Here is a 26,694-nt window from a genome sequence, read left to right as displayed (position 1 = left end):
CCGGCGCCAACCGGCCGCGCCGCCCAAGCGCCGCAACGTGAATGGCCGGGCCCCCCGAGGCCCGGCCACCCCTTCACTCCCCATTCAGATGGCTAGGCGTTCCACTTCTGGTTGGCCGCGCCCGTGCAGGTCCAGATCTGGAGCCTGGTGGCGTCGGCGCTGGAGTTGCCGGTCACGTCGGCGCACTTGCCGGACACCGGGTTCACCAGGTCGCGGCCCGAGGTGTAGGTCCACTGCTGGTTGGCGGTGCCGCCGCAGTCCCACAGCTGGAGCTGGGCCCCGTTGGCGGTGCTCTGACCGGTCACGTCGAGGCACTTGCCGAAGGCCCGCACGGTGCCGTCACCCGGACGGGTCCACTGCTGCGCGGCGGTCCCGTTGCAGGTGTAGAGCTGCACGGCCGCGCCGTTCGCGGTGGAGGCCCCGGCGACGTCGATGCACTTCCCGCCCAGCCCGGTGATCGCCCCGGCGCCGGGGTTGCCGGTGCCGCCGCCACTCTGCGTGCCCGTCCATGTGAAGGTCGCGGTCGTGCGCGCGGGCAGGGTGTAGGTGAAGGCCTGGTTGCCCCAGTTCACCCGCACGGACTGGGCCGACGTGGTGCCGTTGTGGGCGATCAGGGCCTTGGTCCCGTCGGTGTTCTTCCACGCGACGTTCTGGACGGTTCCGTTGGCGGTTGACTCGATGCGGGCCGCACCCGGTTTGACAAATTTGGTCAGATGGCCCGTCGTGTAGTACTCGATGGTGTTGTCCACTTGACCCGCCCGCGCGCCGCCCTCCTGGACGGTGACGAGCCCGGTGCAGACGTCGCAGCCGCCGTTGTGCGGGCCCATCGACTGGTTGAGCGCGAGCGACCACTTGACGACGCTCTTCGACCAGTTCCGGGTGTAGTTCACGATGTCCGACATGTCTTCGTTGTGCTGGTTGCCGATCCAGGTGCCGCCCGAGTGCTCCGTGGAGAACTGGTTCACGTTCGGGTACTGGTTGTGCACCTGCGTGCCGACGGCGGGGTCGCCGAAGTAGCCGTGCCAGGCGATGCCGCCGAACAGCGGGTCGTTGCGGACCGCGGGGTCGGCGATGATGCCCGACCCGATCTGGGCGTAGTCGCCGTAGTTCCAGTCGTGCACGAGCACCTTGGTCGACAGGCCCGCCGCCCGCAGCGCCGGATAGAGGTGGTTCTTGGTCAGCTCGGTCAGGCCGGAGGCGTTCCAGCTCATCCCGGGATAGTTCATCGCGGTCGGGTTGCCGGCCTGGCAGCAGTTGGGCTCGTTCTGCACCGAGACGTAGTCGACCGGGACGCCGACGGCCTGGTAGCTCTGGATGTACTTGACCAGGTACTGCGCGTACATCGGGTAGTACTGCGACTGGAGCCAGCCCATCTGGTCCATCCGGCCGTTGTCCTTCATCCAGCCGGGGGCGCTCCACGGCACGCCCTTCACCCGCAGCTGCGGGTTGAGCTGCTTGGCCTGCTGGGTGAGCAGCCGCACGTTGGTGTCGTAGCCGTTGGCGCCGAAGTCGTTGAGGTTGCAGCAGGTGTCGTCGAGCGAGACGTGGCCCGGCCGGGACAGGTCCGAGGCCCCGATCGGGTTGCGCACGAACGACAGGCCGATCCCGTCGACCGGGTGGAACAGGCGGCGCATCACCGCGTCGCGCGTCGCGGCGCTGATCGCGCCGCCGCGGAACAGGTGGGCGGTGGTGTCGGTGATCGACGCGCCGCCGCCCTCGAAGGTCTGGTACGTCGTGTTCTCGTTCACCGTGATCGTGTGGGTGGCCCCGCCGGCGGAGCTGCCAAAGGTCACGGGGGACTGCGGCTGGAGGCCGCGGGTGACGTTGCGGCCGCCGCCGTCGGAGGTGGTGGTGAGCCAGACGTTGACGGTCTCGTTGGCGGCGTACGCGGGGGCCGTCAGGAGCGCCCCGGTCGTGATGAGGGCGGCGCTGATCGCGACGGCCCGGCGCAGGGGAGGTAACACCGTGATTCCTTTCGCGGTCCGCGGGACGCCGGCTGACGGACCTGTAACAAATGAAACAGGAAAGAAACCTTGCTGTGCGCCACAGCACAACACGCTCGGCAAAACCTGTCAAGGTCACTGTGAAACAAGTGGAACAGGCGGGACCGGTCCAGTCGATTCGCGGATGACGAGCTGGCTGCCCAGGGAGACGTGCAGCGCCTCGACGGCCTGTCTGCCGAGGATCCGCATCAGCAGGCTGACCGCCGTGCGGCCCATCTCCTGGAGCGGCTGACGCACGGTGGTCAGGGCCGGGCTGGTCGCGCGGCTCACGTCGATGTCGTCGAACCCGGCGATCGACAGGTCGCGGGGGACCGACAGCCCGCGCTCGGCGGCGGCCCACATCGCGCCCACCGCCATCTTGTCGTTGAACGCCACCAGCGCCGTCGGCCGCTCGGGCAGGTCGAGCAGTTCGGCCGCCGCGCGGTGGCCGTTGCGGGTGTTGGGCTCGTCGACCGCCCGGGTCAGCTCCGGGACGGGCAGCACCCCCGCGCCCGCCAGGGCGGAGGCGTAACCGGCGAGCCGGGCCTCGGCGGCCAGCCAGTCGACCGGGCCGCCGATGATGCCGATCCGGCGGTGGCCCAGCCCGACGAGGTGGGCCATCAGGACCCGGCCTCCGGCGAAGTGGGCGGCCGACACCGCCGCCATGTCCTTGGCGGGAGGGGTGCGGGGGTCGACGACGACGAAGGGGAAGGCCTGGTCGCGGAGGCGGACGAGATCGCCGGGCTCCTCGGGGGGCAGGATGAGGATCGCGCCCGCGACCCCGGGGCGGCCCGGCAGGGTCTTCAGGATCTCGGCCGGCTGGGCGGCCTCGCCCGCGTTGAGGATCATCTGGCGGCCGTGCAGGTCGATGGTCTCCGCGATCGACGAGACGATCAGGCCGAAGTAGTCGGTCAGCAGGTAGGGACAGCGGACGTACACCGCGCCCGCCGCCTGTTCCGCGCGCGGCCGGGGCGCCTGGTCGCCGAGCCGGCCGACGGCGGCGAGCACCAGCTCACGCGTGTGCGGTGCGACGTTGGCCTGCCCGTTGAGCACCCGGGAGACGGTCGCGATCGACAACCCGGTCGCCGCCGCGACGTCGCGCACCGTCGCCCTGCTGTTCGACCCGTCCTTGGCCATTCGGTCTCCAATGAATCGTCAAGCCGCCGCCAAGCGGGTCATCCTATAAAAGAGCCATGGAACTGACGCGCCCCAAACCGGCGGACGCCCAGGCGATCTACGACCTGATAGCAGACCTCGACACGATCGTGGTCGGCCGTCCCGACTCCACCCTCGACGACATCGCCGACCTCCTCGCCGACCCCGACTTCGACCCGGCGACCGACGGCTGGCTCTGCTTCGAGGACGGCCGCCTCACCGGCTTCGGCCAGGCGCTGCGCAAGGGCCGCACCGACGAGGTCATGATCGACGTCCGGGCCCGCACCGGCACCGCCGCCGAGGCGCTGTGGGAGCGGGTCCTGACCCGCTTCAGCGGGGTGACCGCCGAGATCGGGGTGTACGCCCAGGACACCGCCCAGCGGAAGGCCGTCGAGTCACGGGGCTTCACCTACGCGACCAGCTTCCACCGCATGCGCGTCGACCACACCGAGCAGCCCGAGGTGGAGTTCCTGCCCGGCGTGACCGTGGAGGCCGGCGCGTTCGACAAGGACGCGATGCTCCGCGAGGTCCACCGCGTGCTGGAACTCGGCTTCGCCGAGCACTTCGGCGCCTACGAGCGCACCTACGACGAGTGGTACGAGTCGCGCGAGGCCTCCAGCTCCAACGACTGGGGCCAGATGCTGCTCGCGCGGGTGCACGGCAAGCCGGCCGCGGCCCTCGTGGGGACCGACAACTTCGTCCCCGACGAGAACTGCGGCTACGTCCAGCGCCTCGCGGTCCTGCCGGAGCAGCGCGGCCGCGGCCTGGGCAAGCTGCTGCTCAGCCGGGCCTTCGCCGCCGACTGGCGGCGCGGGCGGGTCGGCACGATCCTCGACGTCGACACGAACAACGTCACCCCGGCGCTGGGGCTGTACACGTCGATGGGCATGCGGCCCTACATGGCCCTCGACATCTGGCGGGCCCGCCTCTAGACCCTGGGTCCGGAGGGCGGAAAGTCCAGGGTCCACAGCAAAGGGCGCGGTGGCGACAATGCGGGCATGAGATCGATGCGCTCAGCCTTACGCCTGTTCACGGCGGCGGTCGTCGCGACCGTGCTGGTCCCGGCGGCCCCGGCGTCCGCCGGGATCTGGCAGTTGACCGAAGGTTTCGAGTCCCCGCCGCCCGCCCGCCTGAGGTGGACGAACAGCGACCCGGCCGTCTGCGGCACACCCACCTGGGGCGGCTGGGCGTCCAATCCGCGCACCGGAAGCGGGCTCGCCCACATCTACGCCCTGGATCCGGGCGAGTGGTGCTGGATCGCGCGGACGATCCAGCTCACGCCGGTGCCCGCCCATGCGGGCGCGCGGTGCGGCCTGGGCGTCTGGGCGACCGTGACCGGCCGGAACGTCTCGCTGAACGTCGAAGTGATCGACCCGGCCACGTGGACGTACATCGCGTTCGCCCAGCTGACTCCCAACGGGACGCGGGACTACCGGCAGGTGACGGTGGGCTGGACCGCCCAGCGCGCCGACGTCGTGGTGCGCTTCTCGATCGTGAACCCGGCGGGCTCGGGGTCGACGGCGGCCTCGGACATCGACGACCTCGTGGTGCAGTGCTCCTACTGAAGCCACCTGGCCGCGACGGCGGACGCGACCGCGGTCGCGGCCAGGCACGTCATCGTGACCGAGATCGACCCGCTCGACAGGAACAGCGTCCCGAACGCGGCGACCCCCACGACCTGGCCCAGCTGCAGCATCATCGCCAGCAGGCCGCTCGCGTCCGGCGCGTCGGCGGGCGCCACCCGGGCCAGCGCGACCGTCATGAGCGGGCTGAACGCCCCCGCCATCCCGGCCCCGATCACCGCCAGCACGACCAGCAGCCACGGCAGCCCGTGCCCGCCGTCCTCGAACACCAGGGCCAGCGCCAGCAGCCCGAGCGCCACCACCACGGAGGCCGAGACGATCAGGCGCCGGTGCAGCCGGGCCGGGATCCGCTTCCAGTTCAGGCTGACCAGCGCGAACGCCGCCGCCATCGGGGTGAAGGTCAGCCCCGCCCGGAGCGGTGAGTCGTGCAGGTCGTTCTGCAGATGCAGGGCGTTGGAGAACAGGAACCCGCCGTAGACGGCCATCACCCCGAAGATCGCCACCGCCGCCGCGACGAGACCGGGGACGCTCAGCAGGTGACCGGGGATGAGCGGATGGGCGGCCCGGCGCTGGATCAGCACGAACCCGGCGAACACCAGCGCCCCCGCGACCATGAACAGCCACCCGCGCTCCAGCACGAGCGGGACCACGACCAGGCTGGTCGCCAGCGAGAGCGCGAGCAGCCCCGGCAGGTCGAGCCCCCGGCCGGGCCGGGGTTCGTCGGCGGGCAGGTTCCTGGCGCCGAGCCGCAGCAGCACCAGCCCGATGGGCACGTTGACCAGGAAGATCGGCCGCCACGCCGTGCCGAACAGGTCGAGCGTGACGAGCAGCCCGCCCAGGATCTGACCGCCGACCGCCGCCAGCGAGATGACGGCGGCGTAGATCCCGAGCGCCCGGGCCCGCTCCTCCTGGGGGACGCTGACCTGGATGAGGCTGAGCACCTGCGGCACCATCAGGGCGGCTCCCGCGCCCTGGAGGAGCCGGAAGGCGATGAGCGTGGCCGCGCCGGGGGCGATCCCGCACAGCAGCGACGCGACCGTGAACACGGCGAGCCCGGCCAGGAACCACCGGCGGTAGCCGGACCGTCCGCCGAGCCGCGCGCCGGTGATCAGCAGCATCGCGTACGAGATCGTGTAGCCCGCGACGATGAGCTGGAGCTCGGATCCCGAGGCCGCGAGGTCGGCCTGGATGGTGGGGGCGGCGACGTTGACGATCGACACGTCGAGGATCGCCATGAACTGACCGGTCAGGATGAGGCCCAGGAGGGGGCGTGACCGGGTTGCGACGAGGGTCATGGCTTGTATGGTGGCTTTGCACTTATCCAGTTACTAAGAGCCTGCTTATCCTGGTATTGGGGCTACCACCATGGTCCGTGCGGAACTCGCCGCCTTCCTGAAGAATCGCCGCGCCCGCATCTCCCCCGAGGACGTGGGCCTGCCGCCCGGCGCGCGACGGCGGACGCCCGGCCTGCGGCGCGAGGAGCTCGCCCAGCTCGCCGGGGTGGGGGTGACCTGGTACACGTGGCTGGAGCAGGGCCGCCCGATCAACGTGTCCGGCCAGGTCCTCGACGCCGTCGCCCGCACGCTGAAGCTCGACGCCGACGAGCGCGAGCACCTCTACCGCCTGGCCGACGTGCCCGGGGGAGTGGCCGGCGGCCCGGCCGACGACGAGCTCGACCAGGCCGTCCGCGACATCCTCGAAGGGCTCGACCCGCTGCCCGCCGCCGTCTACAACGCCCGATACGACGTGCTGGCCTGGAACGAGGCGTACGCGGCGATCTTCTGCCGCATGGTGACGGTCCCCCGGTGCGAGCGCAACGCGCTCTGGCAGATGCTCATCGGCCCGTCGTGCTGCGCGGTGATGATGAACCGCGAGGAGGAACTGCCCCAGATGGTGGCGACCTTCCGCGCCGCCTACGCCCGCCACCTCGGCGAACCGGCGTGGACGACCTTCATCGACCGGCTGACGGTGGAGAGCGCGGAGTTCGCCCGGATGTGGGCGACCCACGACGTGACCCGGTCGTGGCGGCGGACGAAGATCCTCAAGCATCCGGCGGTGGGCCTGCTGAACCTGGCCAGCACCAGCCTGGCGCTCGGCTCCCCCGCCGAGTCGAGGGTCGTCGTCTACACCCCCGCCGACGACGAGAGCCGCGCGAATGTGCAGTGGCTCTACGACCACAAGCCGGGCCTGGACCACGACCACTAGGACGGGCAATTCCCTACTAACCCTATACATTAAGTAGGTTTTATCGGCATACTGACGCCGTTTGCTTCGTTCCCCGCAAGGAGCCACCCGTTATGCGCCGCATCGCTGTCTTATTTGGCGTGCTCACCCTGATCGGCAGTCTCGCCGCCTGCGGGGGAGGTGAGACGACCGCCGACGGTGAGCAACTGCGCGTCGGCTACCAGCGCTTCGGCGGCCAGAGCCTGCTCAAGGCCAGGGGTCTGGCCGAGAACGCCACCTGGTCGCTGTTCGAGAGCGGACCGGCGCTGACCGAGGCGCTCAAGGCGGGCGCGATCGACATCGGCCAGACGGGCGAGGCCCCGCCGATCTTCGCCGCCGCCGGCGGCACCAAGTTCAAGATCATCGCGACCTCGCAGCCGGTGCCGAAGGGCGAGGCCGTGCTGGTCAAGGAGAAGAGCGGCTTCACCTCCTTCAAGGACCTCGCGGGCAAGAAGGTCGCGCTCAACAAGGGCTCCAACGTCAACTGGCTGCTGGTCAAGCTCCTCGAAGCCAACGACATGAAGATCACCGACATCCAGGTGCAGTACCTCAAACCGGCCGAGGCGCGCCCCGCCTTCGACAACGACCAGGTCGACGCCTGGATCATCTGGGACCCGTACTTCTCGCTGGCGGAGGCGCCCGGCGTGAAGGTGCTCGCCGACGCCACCGGCCTGGCCAACAACCGGGAGTACCTGCTGGTCTCGCCGGAGGCCCTGGAGAAGAAGCCCGATCTGGTCCGCGCGTACCTGAAGGTCTACCGCGAGGTCACCGACTGGGGCATCGCCAACCCGGAGGAGCGCGTCAAGCTGCTCGCACCGGAACTGAAGATCCCCGAGGACGTCGCCCGCCGCGCCTTGGACCGCAGCGCCCAGCCGCTGGCCCCGGTGGACGCCGCGATCGGCGACGAACTCCAGCAGATCGCCGACGGCTTCACCGACCTGGCCCTCATCCCCGGCAAGGTCGACGTCAAGACCCTGATCGACCCGAGCTTCGCGGACGTCCTGAAGTGAGGTTCCGGCCAAGGCGGCTGATCACCCCGATCGCCCTCGTCGCCGGGTGGGAGGGCGCCGCCCAGGCCGGCGTCCTGTCACCCGACAAGCTGCCCCCGCCCAGCCAGGTCGCCGAGGCGGCCTGGCGGCTGACCCTGGACGGCTCCCTCGGCCTGCACCTGCTGGAGTCGGTCGAGCGGGCCGCCCTGGGACTGCTCATCGGCGGCCTGCTCGGCCTGATCCTGGGCGCGCTGGCCGGACTGTTCCGCAACGGCGACGACCTGGTCGACCCGCCCGTGCAGGCGGCCCGCATGCTGCCGCACCTCGGGCTGGTGCCGCTGCTCATCATCTGGGTCGGCATCGGGGAGTCGCTGAAGGTCTCGCTGGTGGCCCTGGGCGCGTTCTTCCCGATCTACCTCAACACCTACGCCGGCATCCGCGACATCGACGAACGCCTGGTCGAGGCCGCCCGCACCTGCGGCCTCACCCAGCTGGAGCGCCTCCGCCACGTCGTGCTGCCCGGCGCGATGCCGTCGCTGTTCCTGGGCCTGCGGCTGGCGTTCGCGGCCGGCTGGCTCAGCCTGGTCGTGGGCGAGCAGGTCAACGGCCAGAGCGGGCTGGGCTTCATGATGATGGAGGCCCGCGACTTCAGCCAGACGGAGATCGTCGTCCTCGGCCTGATCGTCTACGCCGCCCTCGGCCTGCTGTCCGACCTGGCCCTGCGCACCGCCGAGAGGAGGACGTTGTCATGGCGTCGCGGCCTGAAGGCGTCGTAACCGCCACCGGCGTTAGCCGCGTCTTCGGCGGCACGACGGTCCTCGACGGCGTCCACCTGCGCATCGAGAAGGGCGAGGTCGTCGCCCTGCTGGGCGAGAGCGGCTCGGGCAAGAGCACGCTGCTGCGCATCCTGGCCGGTCTCGACGAGGAGGCCACCGGCGAGTTCACCACGTCCGGCTCGAAGGCCGTGGTCTTCCAGGAGCACCGCCTGCTCCCGTGGAAGCGGGTGGCCGAGAACGTGGCCCTGGGCGTCCGCGGCGGCGACGCCCCCGCCCGCACGGCGACCGCCCTGGAGGAGGTCGGCCTGGCCGACCGCGGCCGCGCGTGGCCGTCGGAGCTGTCCGGCGGCCAGAGCCAGCGGGTGGCCTTCGCCCGCGCGCTGGTCCGCGAGCCCGACCTGCTCCTGCTCGACGAGCCCTTCGGCGCGCTCGACGCCCTGACCAGGCTGAAGATGCAGGCGCTGTTCGGCCGGCTGCGCGCCAGGCACGGCTTCGCGGCCCTGCTGGTGACCCACGACGTGGAGGAGGCCCTGCTCCTGTCGGACCGTCTCCTGGTATTGGACCGGGGCCGCATCGCCGAGGAGATCGAGGTGGACCTCGGCCATCCCCGCTCGGTCGACGTCCCGGGCTTCAACGCCCTGCGCCGCCGCCTGCTGGCCCTGCTCCACGTCCCGGCCGATCCGGAGGAGTAACCCCTGGTGAAGGCCGCGCGGGCTGCCCGAGAATGGCCGCCATGGACTCCCCCCTGATCTTGGCCAGCCTGCCCTACGCCCTCGGCGTCGTCATGCTCGGCCTGGGGCTCACGCTGACCCTCGACGACTTCCGGCGGGTGGGCCACTACCCCAAGGCGGCGCTGGTCGCGCTGACGTGCCAGCTCGTCGTGCTCCCGGCCGTCTGCTTCGGACTCGTGATCGCGTTCGGGCTGCCGCCGGAGGCGGCCGTCGGGCTGATGGTGGTCGCGGCCTCTCCCGGGGGGCCGACGGCCAACCTGTTCAGCCACCTGTTCGGCGGGAACGTCGCGCTGAACGTCACGCTCACCGCCGTCAACTCGGTGCTCGTCGTGGTCACGCTGCCGGTCGTGGTGAACCTCTCGGCCGGCTACTTCCTCCCCGGCGGGGCCTCCCTCGGCCTCCAGGTCGACAAGTTGCAGCAGGTCTTCGTGATGGTCGTCGGGCCGGTCGCGGCCGGGATGCTGGTGCGGGCCCTCGCGCCGGGGGTGGCCCGCCGGCTCAACCTGCCGGTACGGGTGCTGTCGATCGTGGTGCTGCTGACGGTCATCTCCGCCGTGCTGTGGGGGGAGCGGGACAACCTCGTCGGCTACTTCGTCTCGGTCGGGCTGGCGGTGCTCGCGTTCAACCTGGTCAGCCTGCTGGTCGGCTACGGCGTGCCGCGGCTGACAGGGGTCGGGCACAGCGCGGCCCTGGCGGCGGGGTTCGAGATCGGCATCCACAACACCGCGTTCGCCATCACGGTCGCGCTGAGCCCGGCGCTGCTCAACAGCGCCGGGATCGCCGTTCCCGGCGCGGTCTACGGCGTCGTCATGTTCTTCACGGCGGCCGGGTTCGGCTGGCTGGTCAGCCGCCGGAGCCGGACGGCGGCAGCTCACTGAGGAACCGGCCCGCGCGGCGGGCGAACAGGTGGGAGCCGCGCTCGGCCGACCGGTCGCGGGCCTCCCGCGCCGCCGCCCGGACGACCTCGGCCGGTTCGCCCCGGGCGTGGAGCAGGCGGGCCCGCAGCAGCCGGACGAGTCCCTCGGCGTAGCGCTGGCCGTAGGCGTCCAAGGCCTGGTCCGCGCGGTCCAGGGTCTCGGCCGCCCGGTCCGGGAGCTCGGCGGCCAGCCACATGTCGGCGATCAGGGCGTGGTGGTAGGCGACGCCCCACCTCGGCGGGTCGACCAGCGTCCGGTTCAGGAGTTCCGCCGCCTCGGCGGCGACGGCGGCCGGGGAGTCGCCGGTCAGGGCGCGGGCCCAATACCAGTTCAGGCGGATGTAGTGCTCCTGCTGGACGGCGGTGCGGCCGGTGCCGACGGCCCGCCAGCGGTCGATGACGCGGATCACCCAGGGGGCGTCACCGGCCATCGAGGCGATGATCGTGACGTAGTAGGCCCAGGTCGCGACCGCGTACGGGTCCTCCGGGCCGTTCCACTTGTCGATCATGGTCCCGGCCTTGGCGGCGTCGCCGTGCATGGCCGTCATGACGGCCAGCCAGCCGGGCCACTCGCCCGAGACGTCCCGCCGGATCGGGGTCTCGCTGTGCGGGGAGACGACGCCTTCCAGCAGGGCTGGGTCGTTCTCCGAGAAGCAGCGGTAGGCCTCGCCGATGTCACCGACGTCCCATTGGTGCAGGCCCCAGGCCTGGCGGCCGTAGACGCGGACGACCGGGTCGGCGGAGGCCTCGCCCTGTTCGTACAGGCGGTTGACCAGCCGGAGGCGGTCCCACTCCAGGAACGTGTACGCGCCGAACAGGCGGGCGAACAGCAGACCGGCGGCGTCGACGTCGCGGCCGAGCCGGCGGGCCAGCAGCTCCGCCCGCTCCAGCAGGTCGAAGGTCGTGCCGCCGAAACCGGCCTGCCTGCGTGGGGCGACCGCCAGCAGCGACAGGGCGGACAGTTCGAGCTCCGGCAGACCGGCGGCCCTGGCCACCTGCGCGGCCGACTCCAGATGGCGGTCGGCGGCGGCGAAGGCCAGCTTGGCCGCCGCGCGGCGACCGGCCCGCTTCAGCGCCTCGGCGGTGCGGACCGGGTCGGCGAGGGCGCGGGCGGCCCACAGGTGGAAGGCGAGGCGCTCGGTGACGGACTCGTCGTCCGCCTGGCCGTCCTCCAGCGCGTCGGCGACCCGCAGGTGCAGCCGGACCGCCCGCCAGTGCTCGGTCGTCTCGGTGACCGACTCGCGGACCAGGTCGTGCGCGAACCGCCACGCGAACGGGTCGGCCGCGTCGGCTTCGAGCAGGCCGAGCGCGCGCAGCGGCTCCAGGCGCTCCAGGCAGTCGGCGACGGGCACCCCGGCCGCGCGGGCCAGCAGGCCGAGCTCGACGTCGCGGCCGATCAGCGCGGCCACTCGCAGCAGGTCGCGGGCGTCGTCGTCCAGGCCGGACATCCGGTCGCGGACGACGTCCCGCACGGTGGCCGGGACCCCCTCGCCGAGCGCCCCGTCGGTCAGCAGCCGGGACAGCTCGCGGACGAAGAAGGGGTTGCCCGCGGTGCGGACGTGGATGTCGCGGGCCACCTCCCCGTCGGGCTCCCGGCCGGTCTCGCGGCGGATGAGCTCGGTGACGTCGGGAAGGCCGAGCGGGCCGAGCCGGAACCTGCGGTGGCCCGGCAGCCGCCCGGCCGCGGCCAGCACCCGCGAGAGGTCGGAGCCGGGCGTGGGCGCGCGGTCGCGGAGCGCGGCGACGATCGCCGTGCCGGCGGGCAGCCGCCCGGCCACGTGGCCGAAGAGCTGGAGCGAGGCGGCGTCGATCCAGTGGACGTCGTCCAGCACCAGCAGCAGCGGCCGCTGCGCGGCGGCCTGGCCGATGACGGTGACGACCTGCTCGAACAGCCGGAACTGGGAGCGGCCCGCCGAGACCGGCGGCGTGTCGTCGCCGGAGCGCAGGAGATGCCCGAGCTCGCCGGTCAGCCACTTCTCCCGCGCGGCGGCGGGCAGGCTGCCGACGACGGCGGTGAGCGCCTGCTCCCACGGCCACATCGACGGGGTCCCGTCGCCCTCCAGGCACGAGGCCCAGACGACGAGCGCGCCCCGCCGCTCCGCGAGGGCGGCGGCCTCCGCCAGCAGCCGGGTCTTGCCCGACCCCGGCTCGCCCTCGACGATCCCGAGCCCGGTGCGGCGGTCCAGCGCCGCCTCGACCGCCTGCCGCAGCACGCCCAGTTCCTCGCCCCGGCCGACCAGCCCGGCCGCCCGCCGGGGCGGCGCGCCCCGCACCACCGGCGTGCCCGGCTGGGTCAGCACCCGCTGGTGCGCGGCCCGCAGCGCCGGGCCCGGGTCGATGCCGAGCTCCTCCGCCAGGCGGTCGCGGACCGCGTGGAAGGCCGCCAGCGCCTCGGCCTGCCGCCCGGCCGCGCCCAGGACGGTGACCAGACTCGCGTGCACGGGCTCGTGGAACGGCGCCGTCGACGCCGCCAGCCGCACCGGCGGGATCACTCGCTCCGGCCGCCCCGCCGCCACGGCCAGGTCGGCGGCCGCCACACAGGCGGCGTGGAACTCCTCGTCGAGGGCGGCCAGGATCGGCAGCGCGGCCGAACCGTAGGAGAGCCCGTCGCCCGCCGGGCCGTGCCAGAGGCGGAGCGCCTCCACGTAGTGGCCGAGCGCCGCGTCGCGGTCGTGCCGGACCAGGGCGTCCCGCGCGGCGTCGGCGAGCCGCCGGAACGTGACCAGGTCGAGCGCGGCCGGACCGGCGCTGAACAGGTAGGCGTCGCCCCGCCGGTGCAGGTGGGCGCCGGCCGACCGGGCCGGGACGCCGGGTTCGAGCAGCCGCCGCAGCGCCCCGACGTACTTGTGGATGATGTTGAGCGCGCTGGCCGGGGCGTCGTCGCCCCAGAGGAGGTCGATCAGCTCGCGTGTGCTGACCGGGCGTCCCACCCGCGCCAGCAGCAGCCCCAGCAGTTGCGCCTGCTGCCGGGGGCCCGGGTCCAGTTCGACGCCGTCACGCCAGAGCCGCAGCGGACCGAGGATCTGCAGGCGCACGGCGGGGCCGTCGGGCCGAGTCACGTCTGTCGACTCCCGATGAAGTGTCCGGTGCGCCGCGATTCTACAGAGAAGGGCGGCCCCTCAAGAGATGAGGAGCCGCCCCTGGGTGCGCGGAGGCTTACCGGCCGACGGCCAGGCAGGTCGCCGTGGCCTTCTTGGTCGGGTCGCTCTCGGAGGTCGCGGTCAGCTTGATCGTGGCCAGCAGGCTGCCGCCCTTGGCGCGGATCGCGTGGACCGGGACGGTCACCGTCTTGCCGAACTCGGCCGAGGCCAGGAAGTTCGGCACGTTGACCGACCAGCCCTTGCCGTTCACCGAGGTCGACAGCCGGTAGACGTCACTCTTGGTGTACGCCGACACGTCCTCCGGGTGCGCGGCCGTCGACGCCGCGGCCTTGCCGGTGTTGGTCAGCGGGAACTTGCAGGTCGCCATGCCGTCGCCGAGGGTGATCCCGGCCGAGGGCAGCACCCGCACGCCGCGCTTCTGCGGGCCCGAGCCGTCGAGCGAGCGCACGGCCACCTTGTACGACAGCGTCCCGTCCTTGGCCCGCTTCAGGTCCAGGACGTAGAAGTGCAGCCGGTTGGCGGTGTCCTCGAACTCGTACTCCGAGCCCGAGTCGGCGCCGGCCTTGAACAGCGCGTCGGAGAGCTGGCGGTAGTCGCCGATGGTGATCGGCACGGCGGTGCCGTCGGGCAGGACGTAGTCGGTCATCCCGATGTCCTGCGGGTTGGCGTCGACGACCCACTCGAACGGCGCGCTGTCCTGGTCCTTGGTCTTGGCCAGCAGGACACCGGAGTCCGGCGTGAACGAGTCGGCGCCGACCCGGTCGACGACCTCCAGCGTGTAGTTGTTGTAGTTGCCGCCGTCGCACAGGGGGTCGGTCTGCCACTGGCAGGCCGGGGACTTGTCGCCGGTCTGGAAGGCGACGTTGATGCCCGACAGGCCCTTGGCGCCGGGCTGGATCACGCGGGCGGTCACCTCGGCCGTCACCAGACCCGACTCGTCGAGCTGGTCGCGGTTGAGGCGCAGCACGTTCTGCTCGTCGACCATGTTCAGCTTGATCTTGTTGCGCAGCATGTGCTGGGCGCCCATCGAGCCGCCGCCGGTCGGCGGGATCAGCCAGCGGCTGTGCGGGCCGCCCGGGCCGTTGAAGCTGCCCCGGCTCAGCATCTCCCAGATGCCGGTGTACGCCCGGCGCACCGGAACCCCGTAGGGGTTGTTGTAGTTGTCGGCGATGCCGAAGATGTGCGACAGCTCGTGGGCGTAGACGCCCATGCCCGAGCTCTCGGCCTGGACCGAGTCGACGCCGAAGCGGGCGTTCGGCCAGAAGGTCGAGCCGGCCTGCCAGGAGGTCCAGTCGACGTAGCGGGTGGCCGACCAGTTGGGCAGGGCGGGGTCCTCGGGACCGAACTCGTCGGTCACGTCCTCCTTGGTCGGGAACTTCATCATCCCGAACTCCTGCCAGGTGGACGACTCGTCCTGGCCGGCGCTGAGGAAGAAGACGAAGTCGAACTGGTCGAGCACCTCCTGGCCGACGGCGGCGAGCCAGGCCGCGTTGCCGTCGTTGCGCAGGTTCTTGTTGCAGGTGTCCCCGGCGGGGCACGCGGTGCGCTGGTACTCCAGCGCGTACTCGTGGTCCTTGCCCGGCATCATGTACGGCCCGAAGCCGGTCAGGTCGACGCCGATGCGGCCGCCGGAGTCCTCCATCCAGTACTCGTGGATGGTGTGACCCTTGTTGAGGTCGTTCGGGGTGTTCAGGAAGTCCTGGTAGAACTTGGCGACCTGGTCACGCGGGATGTCGTGAGCCTGGGCGGAGGGGTTCTTGAAGACCGTCGAGCCCTGCGGCTGCGTCACGACGAACGGCTGGTTCGGGTAGTCCAGCAGGACCAGGGCGCCCTTGAAGGTGCGGTCGCTGCCCTGGACGTTCGGGTCGTTCCAGTTGGTGCCGGGGGGCTTCTTGTAGTCCGACCACGTCATGTTGTCGGGGTTTTCCCAGTTCTGCGGGTCGATCGGCTTGGGCATGTCCGCGTGGTCGCCGAGGGTCCGCAGCATGGCGGCGGGCTCGTCCTGCTGCCAGGGCTGGGTCTGGGGCCAGTGGTCGTACCGCCACGGGGTCTCCGTGTCGGGCAGGGGTTCGGCGGCGAACGCTTGGGTGGCGTTCGTTAAGGCGAGGGGTGCGAGCAGCGCTGCCGCGACCAGCAGCCTGAGGGGGCGTTTCATAAAATGTCACGTTATATAAGGCTGTTTGGTGGATCAACCGTCACTCTGTTAGTACTCCTGTCATGCTCACGCCTCCCCGGGAACTCCCAGCCGATCTTCTCCGGACTGTGATCGCGGAGTCATGGAATCTGGATGTCGAGGGGCTCGACTACCTGCCCGTCGGCTTCGGCAGCCACCACTGGAAGATCGGCGAGACGTGGTTCGTGACCGCCGACGACAAGCCCCACGAGGCGCTGGCGGCGGCACTCAGCGCGGTGCCCCCCTCGGTCGGGGTCGCGCCGGCCGCCCCTCTGGTGACCGTCGGGCGGTGGACGCTCCAGCTCTACCCGTACCTGACCGGGGAGAGTTTCGCCTGGGGCGAGTTCAGCTCGCCCGAACACCGCGCCGAGACCCTCCGCATGGTCCGCGAGGTGCACCGATCGCCGTTCTGTCAGGCCCGCCTTGACACCTTCCGGATCCACGGCCGCGACGCCGCGCTGGCCTTCACCCCCGGGCGGGGCCCGTTCGGGGCCCGCGCCGCCGACCTGCTCGCGAGCCGCGCCGAGGTGCTCGAAACCCGTTTCCGCCGGTACGACGCCCTCGTGCGCGACGCCCTGAACCTGCGTGACCGGATGGTGCTGACGCACGGCGAGCCCCACCCGGGCAACACGATGCGCACCACCGAGGGCTGGCGGCTCATCGACTGGGACACCGCCCTCATCAGCCACCCCGAGCGGGACCTGTGGCTGCTCGGGGAGACCGAGGGCGCGCTCCCGTGGCTGCTCGACCTCTACGGGCTGCGCTGGCGGCTGTCCGACGTCGCCGCGGAGGCGGGGAGGTTCTCCCGTGACCACACGGGCACCGAGGACGACGCGTTCGGCTGGACGATCCTCCGCGACACCGTGAATGATCTCTAGATGGACCGAACCTTCGACCTCGACGAGGCCGACTCCCTCATGCCCGACGTGCTGGCCCGCGCCGCCGTCCTGGTCGACCTGCGCGCCGACCTGGCCGAGCTGACCCACGACCTCCAGACCGGCGGCCACTCGCGGCTGGGCGGGGTGGCCGAGGCGAAGGGCCTGGAGGCGCGGCTGGCCGAGTCGATCGGCTGGTTCACCGAGACCGGGATCGAGGTGAAGGGCATCGCGCCGTTCCTCATCGACTTCCCGTCGGTGCTCGACGGCGAGTCGGTCCGGCTGTGCTGGCTGGAGGGCGAGTCGTCGCTGGCCTGGTACCACCTGACGACGCTGGGTTTCCCCGGCCGCCGCCGGCTGCCCTAGCGGGGCTCGTCCTCGCCGGTGTACTCCTCGTCGTAGTCGGGGTCGAGGCTGCCCAGGACGGTGCCGTAGCGCAGGGTCACGAGGCGGCCGACGGCTTCGTGGGCGCCCAGCGGGGCGGCGCAGTTGTAGCCCTCGGTGAGGGCGCTCACCCGCTCGGCGTCGGCCTCCGGGCCGATGATGAACGGGGCCAGGGCGATGCGGGAGGCGCCGATGTTGCGCAGCCGCTCGGCCGCGTCGGCCACCGTCGGACGGCCGTCGAAGGCGGCCGGGACGACCGGGAGGGCCAGCCGGGCGGCCAGCAGGACCGCCGTGGCGTCGGCGCCGCGGGCGGACTCGTCGCCGCCGACCGTGGCCACGATGATGCCGTCGACGGGGGAGGTGACGTTGAACAGGCGGATGCGGTCGGCGCGGGCCAGGCCGCGCTCGGCCAGGCGGACGTGCAGCGCCTCGGCGAGCAGCGGGTGGGGGCCGAGCGGGTCGGTGACCACGACGTCGGCCTCGCTCTCGCGGGCGGCCTCGCGGACCGCGCGGACGACGCGGGGGTGGGGGCCGGTGACCAGGGGGACCACGATCGCGGCGTGGCCCTCGGCGGAGCGGGCGTTGCCGATGGCGGCGAACTCCTTGGCCGCGTCGGCGCCTCCGTCGCTGAGCGAGATCAGGCGCAGGTCCAGGGTCGGGTTGTCGACGCGGATGGTGTGCGCCAGTTCGGTCACGACGTCGTCGAGCGCACCCGGGACCGCGAGCACCAGCACGGGCGCGTCGGGCGGCAGGGTGACGGGCAGCGGGCGCCGGTGGCGGCCGCCTCCACCCGGGCGGGACGAGCGCTCCCGAGTCGGGAGCTTCGCCGGAACGTCATGACCTTCGTTCACACCGGCGGATTCTAGGACCAAGCGGGTGATTTCGTGGAGTCGACGGGCCGAGTCGTTCACAGAGAGGAGCATTGATCCCATGATCACTGTCTTCGGCAGCGCCAATATGGATCTTGTGGCATACGTGGAAAAGGCCCCTGAGCTGGGAGAGACCGTATCAGGTCGTTCATTCCGCACGATCTGCGGGGGTAAGGGAGCCAACCAAGCAATTGCATCGGCACGCGCGGGAGGAGACGTCCGTTTCGTCGGCGCGGTGGGCGACGACGGGTTCGGGCGCGAACTCCGGGAGGCGCTCGACCGGTCAGGTGTGGACACCGCCGGACTCCGGACGGTCGAGGGGCCCTCCGGGATCGCCCACATCGTCGTCCAGGACGGCGGGGCCAACTCGATCATCGTGGTGCCGGGCGCCAACGGCGCGGTGACGGAGCGGGACGCGGCCGGCCTCACCGGCGACGCGCTGCTGCTGCAGCTCGAACTCCCGATGCCCGCCGTGGTCGCGGCGGCGCGCGGCTTCCCCGGTCTGGTGGTGCTGACGCCCGCCCCGGCCGTGCCGCTGCCCCGCGAACTTCTCGACGCCGTGGGGCTTCTCCTGCCCAATGAGCACGAAGCGGCAGCCATCACCGGTCTCACAACGCCCGGGGAGGCGCTGGAAGCGCTTCTGACGCTGGTTCCGGAAGTTGTCGTCACAATTGGTGCCGACGGGGCGATCTACGGCTCACGGGACGGCTCACGCCTCCGCGTGCCCGGCCGGAAGGTGGACGCGATCGACACGACCGCCGCCGGGGACACCTTCGCCGGGGCGTTCGCGGTCGCGCGGACGGAGGGCCGTCCGGCCCGGGAGTGCCTGGAGTTCGCCACCGCGGCCGCCGCGCTGTCGGTCCAGCGGCCCGGCGCGTCGACCTCCATGCCCGCGAGAGCGGAGATCGACGCCGAAGTAGGGTGAATCCATGTCCGGCGCGGAGATCGTGGAGGCCGGCGGGCGCGAGGTGACGATCACCAATCCCGATCGGGTGGTCTTCCCGCGCACCGGCCACACCAAGCTCGACCTGGTCCGTTACTACCTGGCGGTCGGCGGGGGAGCCCTGCGCGGCGTCGCCGACCGGCCGACCGTGCTCAAGCGGTTCGTGCACGGCGTGGAGGAGGAGCCGTTCTTCCAGAAGCGGGCGCCGTCCAAGCGGCCCGACTGGATCGACGTCGCGGAGTTCCGCTATCCGAGCGGGCGCAGCGCCGAGGAGGTCGTCGGGCGCGACCTGGCCACCATCGCCTGGTGCGTCAACCTCGGCTGCGTCGACCTGAACCCCCACTCGGTGCGCTTCCCCGACATGGACCACCCCGACGAGCTGCGCGTGGACCTCGACCCGGTCCCGGGCGTGCCGTGGGAGGACATCGTCCAGGTGGCCCTGCTCGCCCGTGACGTGCTGGTCGAACACGGGCTGACGCCGTTCCCGAAGACGTCCGGGTCGCGGGGGTTCCACGTCTACGCGCCGATCGCGCCCCGCTGGACCTACCCGCAGGTGCGCAGGGCCGCCGAGGCGGTGGCCCGCGAGGTCGAGAGCCGCGCCCCGGAGATCGCCACCTCCCACTGGTGGAAGGAGGAGCGCCAGGGCGTCTTCGTCGACTTCAACCAGAACGCCCGCGACCGCACCACGGTCAGCGCCTACTCCGTCCGCCCGACCGGCTGGGTGTCCACCCCGCTGACGTGGGACGAGGTGCCTGGGTGCGACCCCACGGCGTTCACGATCGAGACGGTCACGGCCCGCTTCGAGGAGCGCGGCGACCCGTGGGAGGCCATGGACGGCGTCGAGGGCTCACTCGACCCGCTGCTCGCGCTGGCCGAGGCGCAGGGGCCGCGCCCGAAGAACCCGAAGGTCTTCCCGGTGATCGAGATCGCCCGCTCCGAGAAGAAGGAACCGGCGCTCGCCGCGCTGGAGAGGTGGAAGGAGCGCCACCCGGAAGCGGCCGCGCTGCTCCTGCCCGCCGACGTCCTCGTCGACTCCATGCGCGGCCGCTCGTCCACGTGGACCCGCATCCGGGTCAATCTCCAGCACGTGCCGGAGGAGAAGCGGCCCCCGCAGGAGCCCCTCGCCGTCGACTTCGACCCCTGGGCGGGGTCCTGAGAAGAAGCGGTCCGGGGCGCGGTCCCCTTACAGCGCCCGCGCCCCGGACCGCGGACTAGCGCCCCGGGCCGTAGATGTCCCAGAGCTCGCCGAGGAAGAAGCTGCCGAACCGGGCCAGCGCCGACAGCCCGTCGGGCCCCGTCGTCTTGAACGTCGTCAGCATGCGCGCCAGGTCGGACGGCGAGATGTGCATGGTGCCCAGCCCGAGCGGCTTGGCCTCGTCGTCCTCCCGCACGTGGCCCTCCAGCAGCCGTGTGTACAGGGTCGAGGTGTCGAGCCAGAGCCGGGTGGGCGGCCCGTGCTCGACGTGCTTGACCCCCGCCAGTGTGCGGGGCCGGTCCTCGCCGTCGTGGAAGTGCAGCAGATACCGCATCTCCCGGCGATCGGGCGCCTCTCCCGGTGCGAAGAGGTTGAACCAGCCCCGCTCGATGGGACGCCGGCCCCCGCAGACAGCGGCGTCTATCCATCCCTCGGCCCGTGCCGGATGCTCTGGCTCGGCGAGGAAGCGGTCGACGTCGTCGGCCGTGATGGTGATCCGGAAGCTGATCGGGTCGCTGCCGTCGAGCGACCCGCGCATCTCCTCGGTGAAGGAGAGCGAGGTGACCGTGCGGATTCCCATCAGACGTGCCTTCTTCGTCGTGATCATTCGGTCGGCCAGCCTGGTGGCCAGCCGGTCGGCCATGGCCGCGATGGTCAGGGCCGGGTTGGCCCCCACCGGGCCCGGCATGGCGGCGCCGTCGGCGACGTACAGGCCCTCGTGGCCGAAGACCTGGCCGTCGGCGTCGATGACGCCCTCTCCCGGGTGGCGGCCCATCGGCGCGCCGCCGAGCGGGTGGACGGTGACCACCCGCTTCAGCGGCGCGTCGGAGTAGTCGGCGCCCAGCACGTCGCCTATCCGGCGGATCGCGCCGCGCACCTGCCCGAAATACGCGTCGCTGGTCTCGGCCGTCCAGTCGAGCACCAGCCGGTCGCCCGCGAGCCGCAGAATGCCGTCGGGCACGTCACGGCCCATGGCCAGCATCGGCAGCGACCGGTCCGAGAGCTCGCCTCTCCCCATGAGGCGGGCCAGCTCGGCCGACAGGTTGTGGTCGCGGGTGACCAGGCCCCGTACGCGCTCCAGCGCGAACCTGGCCGCCCGCTTGAACTCGTCGCCGACGTCGGCGGCCTCCGCTATCCAGTCGACGAAGGCGGGAAAGCCTGCGTCTTGGATGTACGTCGACCCCGGCAACCTGACCACACTCGTGATGACCGGTCCCTTCGACGCCGCCACGGACCGCCCCTTGGCCCGCAGCAGGAACGCGATCAGATCGCCGTTGCCGGAGAACCGGGTGCCGAGCAGGTGGCTCATGCCGGGCAGCGCGTGCCGGTTCGACAGCAGCAGCTTCACCGTGCCGTACGTCCCCGCGGCCAGCACCAGCGCGTCGCAGCTGATCGAGTGAGGGCCGGTCAGGGGGTCGTGCTGGAGAAAGCCGATGTCGTAGCCGCCGCCGGTGCGCGGGGTGATCGTCTTCACCTCGTGCAGGGTGCGGATGTCGGCGCCCAGGTGCCGGGCGGCGGCCAGGTAGTTGTGGTCGAGGCTGTTCTTGGCGCCCTCGTTGCAGCCGATGTTGCACTCGCCGCACAGGCGGCAGGTCTTGCGGCCGGCCGCGTGGAGGCTGCCGTATTCGGGCTCGACGATCGGCAGGCCGAGGCCCGGCTCGGCGCCCGGCTTGGGGGCGAAGCTGACCGCCAGCGGCGGCATCGAGAAGTCGAGGCCCAGTTCGGCCGCGGCGTCCTGGATGACCCGCGTCTTCGGCGTGTCGCGGTAGGCCGGGCGGTCGATCGGGTAGGTGACGGCGCCGAGCATCCGCTCGACCTCGTCGTAGTGGGGGTCGAGGTCGCTGCGGCCGACGGGCCAGTGCTCGTAGCCCCCGCCCGGCAGCGGCGACTCGTGGACGAACGCCTCCTCGTCCTTGCGCAGCAGCACGTTGGCGTAGATGAGCGAGCCGCCGCCCAGACCGCTGGAGACGATCGAGTCGCACGAGCCGAAGCTCCACACGTCGTACATGCCGTGGAGGCCCTCGGCCGGGTCCCAGAACGCGCGGCCCATCTGGGCGGGGCTGCGCGGGAAGCTGCCGGGCGGGTAGGGGCGGCCGCGTTCGAGCACGACCACCGACAGTCCCGCCTCGGCCAGCCGGTAGGCCGCCACCGCGCCGCCGAAGCCGGAGCCGACGACGACCGCGTCAACGTGCTCCACGGCCCCGCCTCTCGATGAAGTCGACGATGTGCGGGAAGACGTCGACGTGCGCGTTCCTGCCGATGATCGGGTCGACGTGGCCGTAGCCGGGGAGGACCCGGAGCTCGTGCAGCCCCGGGCTCTGCCGCGACATGACCTCGTGGCAGACGACGTTGGAGTCGGTGAAGACGTGGTTGCGGTCGCCGGTGAGGAACAGCACCGGCACGTCGATGTCGGCCGCCGCCTCCAGATAGTCCTCGGGCAGTTCGCGGAACCTGTCGTCGTGCCTGACCGCGTGACCGGCGCGGGTCATCCGCCGCATGTGGCGGTAGTAGTGGAGGCCGTTGGCGCCGAACAGGTCGGCCACCCGGCGGTGGGTCTCCTCGGCCAGGTTCTCGTGGCTCCACAGCCCGGGGTTCCCGGCGCCCCACATGAAACTGATCATGTGGCACGAGCGCACGTCGCACTCCCGATGGAACAGCGACACCATCCGGGAGATCATCCAGCCGCGCGTCATCGGCGGCGCGTCGCCGAACCGGGGGTCGAGGAACGGCACCCCGGCGACGTAGTCGAAGAAGCCCGGCCCGAACGCCAGCTTCAGCTTCGACCAGGCCGGCACGCGGGTGACCAGGGCGACGCTGTTGGAGGTGACGCTGGCGATCCCGTCGACCAGCCCGGCGGCCAGGCTCATCATGAACGACACCGACCCGAGGCACTGCGCGATCACGTGGATGCGCTTGTGCGGCCCGATGTGGCGGCGCAGCTCGGCCAGCCCGGCCGGGTGGTCGAACAGCGCGATGTCGTCGAGGGTGAAGCGGTGGGTCTCGGTGTCGTACGGGTGGCGGCAGCTCATCCGGAAGTCGAGGGACCAGACGTCGGTCAGCCCGTTGCCGAGCAGGTAGGTCACCAGGTTGACGTGCTCCGGCATGATGAACATGTCGGTGGAGGCGGGCAGCCCGTGCAGCAGCAGCACGACGTCGTCGCAGTCGGCCCGGAAGAACCTCGTCAGTTCCAGTCCCAGGCCGTCGTCGGTCGGGAACGGGTACATGCTGATCTCGGCGTCGCTGACGCCGTCGTTGGTGAACCGGGCTATGCGCATGAGCTGCCTCCTCTCGGATCCCACAATGCCAATAGGGGGCACACCCCTACATCGTGGAAAACTCGTACATTCAGCCGAGCTGGGCGAGCGTGGCCGTCAGACTGCCGCGCGAGTTCACGCCGAGCTTCTCGAACGCCCTGGTCAGGTGGGTTTCGACGGTGCGTACGGAGATGTGCAGCCGGTCGGCGATCTCCTGGTTGCCGCAGCCCTGCGCGACCAGGCGGGCGATCTCCAGCTCGCGCCCGGTCAGACCGTGGGCCCCGGCGGCCTTCTTGGTCGCCGGGCGCCGGCCCGCCCGGCGCTGCTCCCGGAGGGTCGCGGCGGCCAGCCCGCCGGCCCCGACCGCGGTGAAGATCTCGCACGCCGCGTCGAGATAGGGCAGCGCGGCCTTCTTGCGCCCGGCGTCGACACACGCCACCCCGGCCCGCAGGAGCGCGCGCCCGGCGTCGTAGCGGCGGCCGGCCTTGGTCAGGACCTCGGCGGCGGTGGCGGCCAGCTCCTCGGCCTCGGCGTCGCGGGTCACGTGGGCGCGGGCGAGCCGGGCCAGCCCGTCGGTGAACTCCAGCTCGGGGCGGACCATCGTGGCCGCCCGGCCGGCCCAGGCCACCGCCTGCGCCGGTTCGTTCCTGGCGGCGTGGGCGGCGGCCATCGTCTCGCAGAAGGCCAGCATGCTGAACTCTTCGAGCCGGTCGCCGGTGAACGCCTCCTCGACCGCCGCGATCGCCTCCTCGTCGATGCGCCCCGCGCGGGCCAGGGCGGTGGCGTAGGCGTAGCGGGCCTGCGCGCCGTGCCACTCGTGGGTGCTGAAGCCCGAGGTGACGGCGGTGTGGCCGAGGCGGATGGCGTCCTGCTCGTCACCGGCCGCCCCGGCGAGCAGGCTCTGCTGGGCCAGGGCGACGACGCCGGCGTACCCGGAGTTGAGCAGGCGGGCGATCTCGGCCGACTCCTCGGCGGCGACCAGGCCCTCGGTGATGCTGCCGAACACGCCGTGCAGGTTGGCCAGCCCGGCCAGCATGTTGGTGAGGATGAACGTCTGCCCGGTCGCCTTCACCGCCGCGATGGCCCGCTCCAGCCGGGCGAGCGCCGGGCGCTGGTGGCCGAGCCAGATCTCCGCCCAGCACATCCACGCGACGGTGTCCATCCAGGCGAGCTGGTGGATCTCCGGGGTCGCGTCGGCCAGCGCCTGCGCGGCGGCGACGTGCCGCAGCGCCTCCTCCACGCGGTGGCCGGCGTAGGCGGTCATCGGTCGCAGCATCGCGATGGCCAGCCGCAGGCCGGGGTCGTCGCTGTCGTCGGGCATGAAGTCGAGCACCGCCTGGGCGGCCCGGTGGTCGCCGCGCATGAGGCTCTCGGCGACCAGGCGCAGCCGCATCGGCAGCGCCGCCGGAAGGCGGGGCTCGGGGATCTCGCGCAGCTCGGAGACCAGCACGGCCCGGCCCTCGCCCGGCCGGTCGAGCAGCCGTTCGACCAGGGCGCAGAATCGGGCGGCCATGCCCCGGCGGGAGTAGTCGTCGCGCGGCAGCAGCCGCAGCACCTCGTAGGCGGTCGCCCTGGCCTCGGTCAGCCGTCCGCTGACGGTCTGGTTGCGGGCCAGCTCCAGCAGCAGGTCGAGCCGGTCGGTGGAGTCGGGCAGCAGCCCGAGGGCGACCTGCAGCCAGTGGGCCGAGGTCGCCGGGGCGGTGGTGGCGACCTGACGGGCGGCCTTGACCAGCACGTCCACCGCGTCGCGGTCACCGAAGGAGGCAGAGCGTTCCACGTGGTGGGCGCGCAGCGTGGCGGGGGCGTCGACGGCGGCCAGGCGCTCGGCGATCCGCTGGTGGGCCGACAGCCGCCAGCCGGGTTTCGCCGATTCGTACACGGCCTGGCGGACCAGGGGGTGGCGGAACCGGAAGCGGCCCCCCGCGCCGGTGCGGACCAGGTCGCGGCCGGCCAGTTCGTCGAGCGCGTCGAGCGCGGAGGCCAGCGGCACCTTCGCCGCGACGGCGGCCAGCTCGGCCTCGAACTCGTCGGCGGCCACCGCCGCGCCCTGGGCGACCCTGAGGGCGTCGCCGGACAGGTCGCGCAGCTCCAGGGCGAGCGCGTCGTTCTTGGAACCGGGCAGGACGTCGCCGGTCTCGACCCGCGCGAGGGCCTGTAAGTAGAAGGGGTAGCCCTCGCTGGCGTCGTAGAGGGCCTTCTTGCGGCTGCGGGTCACGTAGGGGCCGAGCAGCTCGCCCGCCTCCTCCTCCGACAGCGGCCCGATCGTGACCTGGGTGCCGCCGAGCGCCAGCCGGGCCGGCGCCTGCTTCGGCCGGTAGGCCACCACGACCAGCAGCGACGCCTTGGGGGAGTGGCGGCTGACGTGGTCGAGGAACTCGACCGTCGCCTCGTCGGCCCAGTGGACGTCGTCGAGCACCAGCACCAGCCCCCGGGGCCGGGCGATGCGCGTCAGGAGGTGCGCGACGGCGCGGTAGAGCCGGTAGCGGGCCAGCGCCGAGACGTCGTCGGAGGGCTTGGCCGTCGCTCCGAGCGCGGGGAACACCGAGGCCAGCAGCGGGTCGTCGTTTTCGACCGACTCCAGGTGGCCGTCGAGCGCGTCGACCAGCGCGGAGAAGGGCATGACCTGCTCGAACTCGGCGGCCCTGCCCCACAGTGTCAGGCAGTTGCGTTCCTCGGCCAGCTTCTCGAGCTCGGCCAGCAGCCGGGTCTTCCCGGCTCCGGGCTCGCCGACGAGCGCGAGCAGCCGGAACTCCCCGCTCACGATCGCGTCCAGCGACCCCCGAAGATCATTCAGCACGTCCCGCCGGCCGACCAGGGGGGCAGAATGATCATTCATCGCGGCACCATGATCACTTGCCTGCTATCTCACAGCGACTTTACAGCGGCGACGAAAACGATGCCCCGCAATATCGCGCATCACCGTGACTTTCGACGCAGAGTCATGCAAATCGTGACGGTCCTACGCGGTGTTCTTGCAGGCGCGCGTCGGCTCTGGCGCAAACAGACAAGACCGATCCGGTATGGCGGGCGGGCCCGGGCATGCGGAAACGGCCCCTCCGCGCCGGATGGGGCCGTTTCGCACGACTGCGGGCTGCGCTCTAGATGTACTTGGTCATGAACTTGGTGACAGTCGGCTGATGGGCGGCTTGCCGCCGAGGGCTGAGTGGGGGCGGCTGGTGTTGTAGTACTCCAGCCAGGGGCCGAGGGCTTGGGTGCGGTGCTGGTTGCTGGCGTAAGGCTGGCGGTAGGCCCATTCGGTGGCCATGGTGCGGTTGAGGCGTTCGGCTTTGCCGTTGGTCCATGGGCAGTGCGGGCGGGTGAACTTCTGCCGTGCGCCCAGTGCGGTGCAGGCCTGCTGGAAGGCGTGGCTGATCCGGTAGTTCTTGGCGTTGTCGGTCATCACCCGCTGAATGCGGGTGATGCCCTGGCTGGCGAAGAAGGCCGCGGCCCGGGTGAGGAAGGCGGCGCAGGTGGTGCCTTTCTCGTCGGTCAGGACTTCGATGTAGGCCAGGCGGGTGTGGTCGTCGATGGCGGTGTGCAGGTAG

General features: G+C 71.8%; 21 protein-coding genes. 11 read left to right on the top strand and 10 right to left on the bottom strand.

The features are described 5' to 3' along the window. Window positions 1-92: 92 nt before the first annotated feature. Both AW270_RS34475 and AW270_RS34470 read right to left on the bottom strand, forming a co-directional pair. A complete protein-coding gene (locus AW270_RS34475) occupies window positions 93-1,964 on the bottom strand; it encodes a ricin-type beta-trefoil lectin domain protein (RefSeq protein WP_218009415.1) in 1,872 nt (623 codons plus the stop codon). Between the two features lie 114 nt (window positions 1,965-2,078). Further along, complete coding sequence (locus AW270_RS34470) at window positions 2,079-3,119, bottom strand: LacI family DNA-binding transcriptional regulator (protein ID WP_061300332.1); 1,041 nt, start codon at window positions 3,117-3,119, stop codon at window positions 2,079-2,081. A 56-nt stretch (window positions 3,120-3,175) separates the two neighbouring features. Between AW270_RS34470 and AW270_RS34465 the strand changes: the two genes are divergently transcribed. Then, complete coding sequence (locus AW270_RS34465) at window positions 3,176-4,069, top strand: GNAT family N-acetyltransferase (RefSeq protein WP_061300331.1); 894 nt, start codon at window positions 3,176-3,178, stop codon at window positions 4,067-4,069. A 66-nt stretch (window positions 4,070-4,135) separates the two neighbouring features. Further along, window positions 4,136-4,702: a hypothetical protein gene (locus AW270_RS34460; protein ID WP_157523076.1), complete on the top strand. Its 567-nt coding sequence runs from the start codon at window positions 4,136-4,138 to the stop codon at window positions 4,700-4,702. Here the strand turns inward: AW270_RS34460 and AW270_RS34455 are convergent. Then, window positions 4,696-6,015, bottom strand: coding sequence for an MFS transporter (locus AW270_RS34455; protein ID WP_082802067.1), 1,320 nt, complete (start codon window positions 6,013-6,015; stop codon window positions 4,696-4,698). The genes AW270_RS34460 and AW270_RS34455 overlap by 7 nt on opposite strands. A gap of 70 nt (window positions 6,016-6,085) precedes the next feature. Here AW270_RS34455 and AW270_RS34450 point away from each other — a divergent pair, with 70 nt between their 5' ends. The 5 genes from AW270_RS34450 (at window position 6,086) to AW270_RS34430 (ending at window position 10,317) form a co-directional block, all read left to right on the top strand. Continuing rightward, a complete protein-coding gene (locus AW270_RS34450) occupies window positions 6,086-6,925 on the top strand; it encodes a helix-turn-helix transcriptional regulator (RefSeq protein WP_061300329.1) in 840 nt (279 codons plus the stop codon). A 92-nt stretch (window positions 6,926-7,017) separates the two neighbouring features. After that, window positions 7,018-7,953, top strand: a complete 936-nt coding sequence (locus AW270_RS34445; protein ID WP_061300328.1) for an aliphatic sulfonate ABC transporter substrate-binding protein — start codon at window positions 7,018-7,020, stop codon at window positions 7,951-7,953. Then, complete coding sequence (locus tag AW270_RS34440; protein WP_061300327.1) at window positions 7,950-8,708, top strand: ABC transporter permease; 759 nt, start codon at window positions 7,950-7,952, stop codon at window positions 8,706-8,708. The genes AW270_RS34445 and AW270_RS34440 overlap by 4 nt, the downstream gene beginning before the upstream one ends. Further along, window positions 8,681-9,400 (top strand): ABC transporter ATP-binding protein, encoded by a 720-nt coding sequence (locus AW270_RS34435; RefSeq protein WP_061300326.1) that lies wholly within the window; start codon window positions 8,681-8,683, stop codon window positions 9,398-9,400. Before AW270_RS34440 ends, AW270_RS34435 begins: the two co-directional genes overlap by 28 nt. A 41-nt stretch (window positions 9,401-9,441) precedes the next feature. Beyond that, window positions 9,442-10,317, top strand: a complete 876-nt coding sequence (locus AW270_RS34430; RefSeq protein WP_061300400.1) for a bile acid:sodium symporter family protein — start codon at window positions 9,442-9,444, stop codon at window positions 10,315-10,317. Here the strand turns inward: AW270_RS34430 and AW270_RS34425 are convergent. Then, window positions 10,283-13,414: an ATP-binding protein gene (locus AW270_RS34425; RefSeq protein ID WP_061300325.1), complete on the bottom strand. Its 3,132-nt coding sequence runs from the start codon at window positions 13,412-13,414 to the stop codon at window positions 10,283-10,285. The genes AW270_RS34430 and AW270_RS34425 overlap by 35 nt on opposite strands. Window positions 13,415-13,511: 97 nt before the next feature. Then, window positions 13,512-15,611 (bottom strand): M6 family metalloprotease domain-containing protein, encoded by a 2,100-nt coding sequence (locus AW270_RS34420; RefSeq protein ID WP_061300324.1) that lies wholly within the window; start codon window positions 15,609-15,611, stop codon window positions 13,512-13,514. A 107-nt stretch (window positions 15,612-15,718) separates the two neighbouring features. On the opposite strand from AW270_RS34420, the gene AW270_RS34415 reads away from it, so the two are divergent. Continuing rightward, window positions 15,719-16,507 carry a phosphotransferase gene (locus AW270_RS34415; protein WP_061300323.1) on the top strand — a complete coding sequence of 263 codons (789 nt, stop codon included), beginning with the start codon at window positions 15,719-15,721 and terminating at the stop codon, window positions 16,505-16,507. Then, window positions 16,508-16,870: a DUF2203 domain-containing protein gene (locus AW270_RS34410; protein WP_061300322.1), complete on the top strand. Its 363-nt coding sequence runs from the start codon at window positions 16,508-16,510 to the stop codon at window positions 16,868-16,870. Here AW270_RS34410 and AW270_RS34405 read toward each other — a convergent pair. Next, the gene (locus AW270_RS34405) at window positions 16,867-17,739 is read right to left on the bottom strand and encodes a sirohydrochlorin chelatase (RefSeq protein ID WP_063819447.1); all 873 of its coding nucleotides are present in this window, start codon (window positions 17,737-17,739) and stop codon (window positions 16,867-16,869) included. The two genes, AW270_RS34410 and AW270_RS34405, sit on opposite strands and share 4 nt — an antisense overlap. A 79-nt stretch (window positions 17,740-17,818) precedes the next feature. Between AW270_RS34405 and AW270_RS34400 the strand changes: the two genes are divergently transcribed. Both AW270_RS34400 and ligD read left to right on the top strand, forming a co-directional pair. Then, on the top strand, window positions 17,819-18,682 hold the full coding sequence (locus tag AW270_RS34400) for a ribokinase (protein ID WP_174549913.1): 864 nt from the start codon (window positions 17,819-17,821) through the stop codon (window positions 18,680-18,682). Window positions 18,683-18,686: 4 nt separating this feature from the next. Beyond that, window positions 18,687-19,856, top strand: coding sequence for a non-homologous end-joining DNA ligase (ligD, locus tag AW270_RS34395; RefSeq protein WP_061300320.1), 1,170 nt, complete (start codon window positions 18,687-18,689; stop codon window positions 19,854-19,856). A gap of 55 nt (window positions 19,857-19,911) precedes the next feature. On the opposite strand, the gene AW270_RS34390 is transcribed toward ligD, so the two are convergent. From AW270_RS34390 to AW270_RS34375, 4 genes are all read right to left on the bottom strand, one after another. After that, window positions 19,912-22,092, bottom strand: a complete 2,181-nt coding sequence (locus AW270_RS34390; RefSeq protein ID WP_061300319.1) for an FAD-dependent oxidoreductase — start codon at window positions 22,090-22,092, stop codon at window positions 19,912-19,914. After that, window positions 22,079-23,170, bottom strand: coding sequence for an alpha/beta fold hydrolase (locus tag AW270_RS34385; RefSeq protein WP_061300318.1), 1,092 nt, complete (start codon window positions 23,168-23,170; stop codon window positions 22,079-22,081). The genes AW270_RS34390 and AW270_RS34385 overlap by 14 nt, the downstream gene beginning before the upstream one ends. 70 nt (window positions 23,171-23,240) lie before the next feature. Next, a complete protein-coding gene (locus tag AW270_RS34380; RefSeq protein WP_061300317.1) occupies window positions 23,241-25,985 on the bottom strand; it encodes a helix-turn-helix transcriptional regulator in 2,745 nt (914 codons plus the stop codon). 276 nt (window positions 25,986-26,261) lie between these two features. Next, window positions 26,262-26,694, bottom strand: a 433-nt coding sequence (locus AW270_RS34375) for an integrase core domain-containing protein (protein ID WP_157523073.1), incomplete at its 5' end; no start/stop codon positions are given.

The organism is Herbidospora cretacea, assembly GCF_001570605.1.
In the GTDB taxonomy this organism is placed as follows: Bacteria; Actinomycetota; Actinomycetes; order Streptosporangiales; family Streptosporangiaceae; genus Herbidospora; species Herbidospora cretacea.
Note: the sequence above shows the minus strand (reverse complement) of the source record. Positions and strands in the feature narration are given on the sequence as shown.

Bases quoted from the DNA above. Each gene is read 5' to 3' on its own strand.
- AW270_RS34465 (WP_061300331.1), top strand. From the start codon at position 3,176: ATGGAACTGACGCGCCCCAAACCGGCGGACGCCCAGGCGATCTACGAC.
- AW270_RS34445 (WP_061300328.1), top strand. From the start codon at position 7,018: ATGCGCCGCATCGCTGTCTTATTTGGCGTGCTCACCCTGATCGGCAGT.
- AW270_RS34400 (WP_174549913.1), top strand. From the start codon at position 17,819: ATGATCACTGTCTTCGGCAGCGCCAATATGGATCTTGTGGCATACGTG.
- AW270_RS34420 (WP_061300324.1), bottom strand. From the start codon at position 15,611: ATGAAACGCCCCCTCAGGCTGCTGGTCGCGGCAGCGCTGCTCGCACCC.
- AW270_RS34450 (WP_061300329.1), top strand. From the start codon at position 6,086: ATGGTCCGTGCGGAACTCGCCGCCTTCCTGAAGAATCGCCGCGCCCGC.
- AW270_RS34460 (WP_157523076.1), top strand. From the start codon at position 4,136: ATGAGATCGATGCGCTCAGCCTTACGCCTGTTCACGGCGGCGGTCGTC.
- AW270_RS34430 (WP_061300400.1), top strand. From the start codon at position 9,442: ATGGACTCCCCCCTGATCTTGGCCAGCCTGCCCTACGCCCTCGGCGTC.
- AW270_RS34435 (WP_061300326.1), top strand. From the start codon at position 8,681: ATGGCGTCGCGGCCTGAAGGCGTCGTAACCGCCACCGGCGTTAGCCGC.
- AW270_RS34470 (WP_061300332.1), bottom strand. From the start codon at position 3,119: ATGGCCAAGGACGGGTCGAACAGCAGGGCGACGGTGCGCGACGTCGCG.
- AW270_RS34380 (WP_061300317.1), bottom strand. From the start codon at position 25,985: ATGAATGATCATTCTGCCCCCCTGGTCGGCCGGCGGGACGTGCTGAAT.
- ligD (WP_061300320.1), top strand. From the start codon at position 18,687: ATGTCCGGCGCGGAGATCGTGGAGGCCGGCGGGCGCGAGGTGACGATC.
- AW270_RS34410 (WP_061300322.1), top strand. From the start codon at position 16,508: ATGGACCGAACCTTCGACCTCGACGAGGCCGACTCCCTCATGCCCGAC.
- AW270_RS34455 (WP_082802067.1), bottom strand. From the start codon at position 6,015: ATGACCCTCGTCGCAACCCGGTCACGCCCCCTCCTGGGCCTCATCCTG.
- AW270_RS34385 (WP_061300318.1), bottom strand. From the start codon at position 23,170: ATGCGCATAGCCCGGTTCACCAACGACGGCGTCAGCGACGCCGAGATC.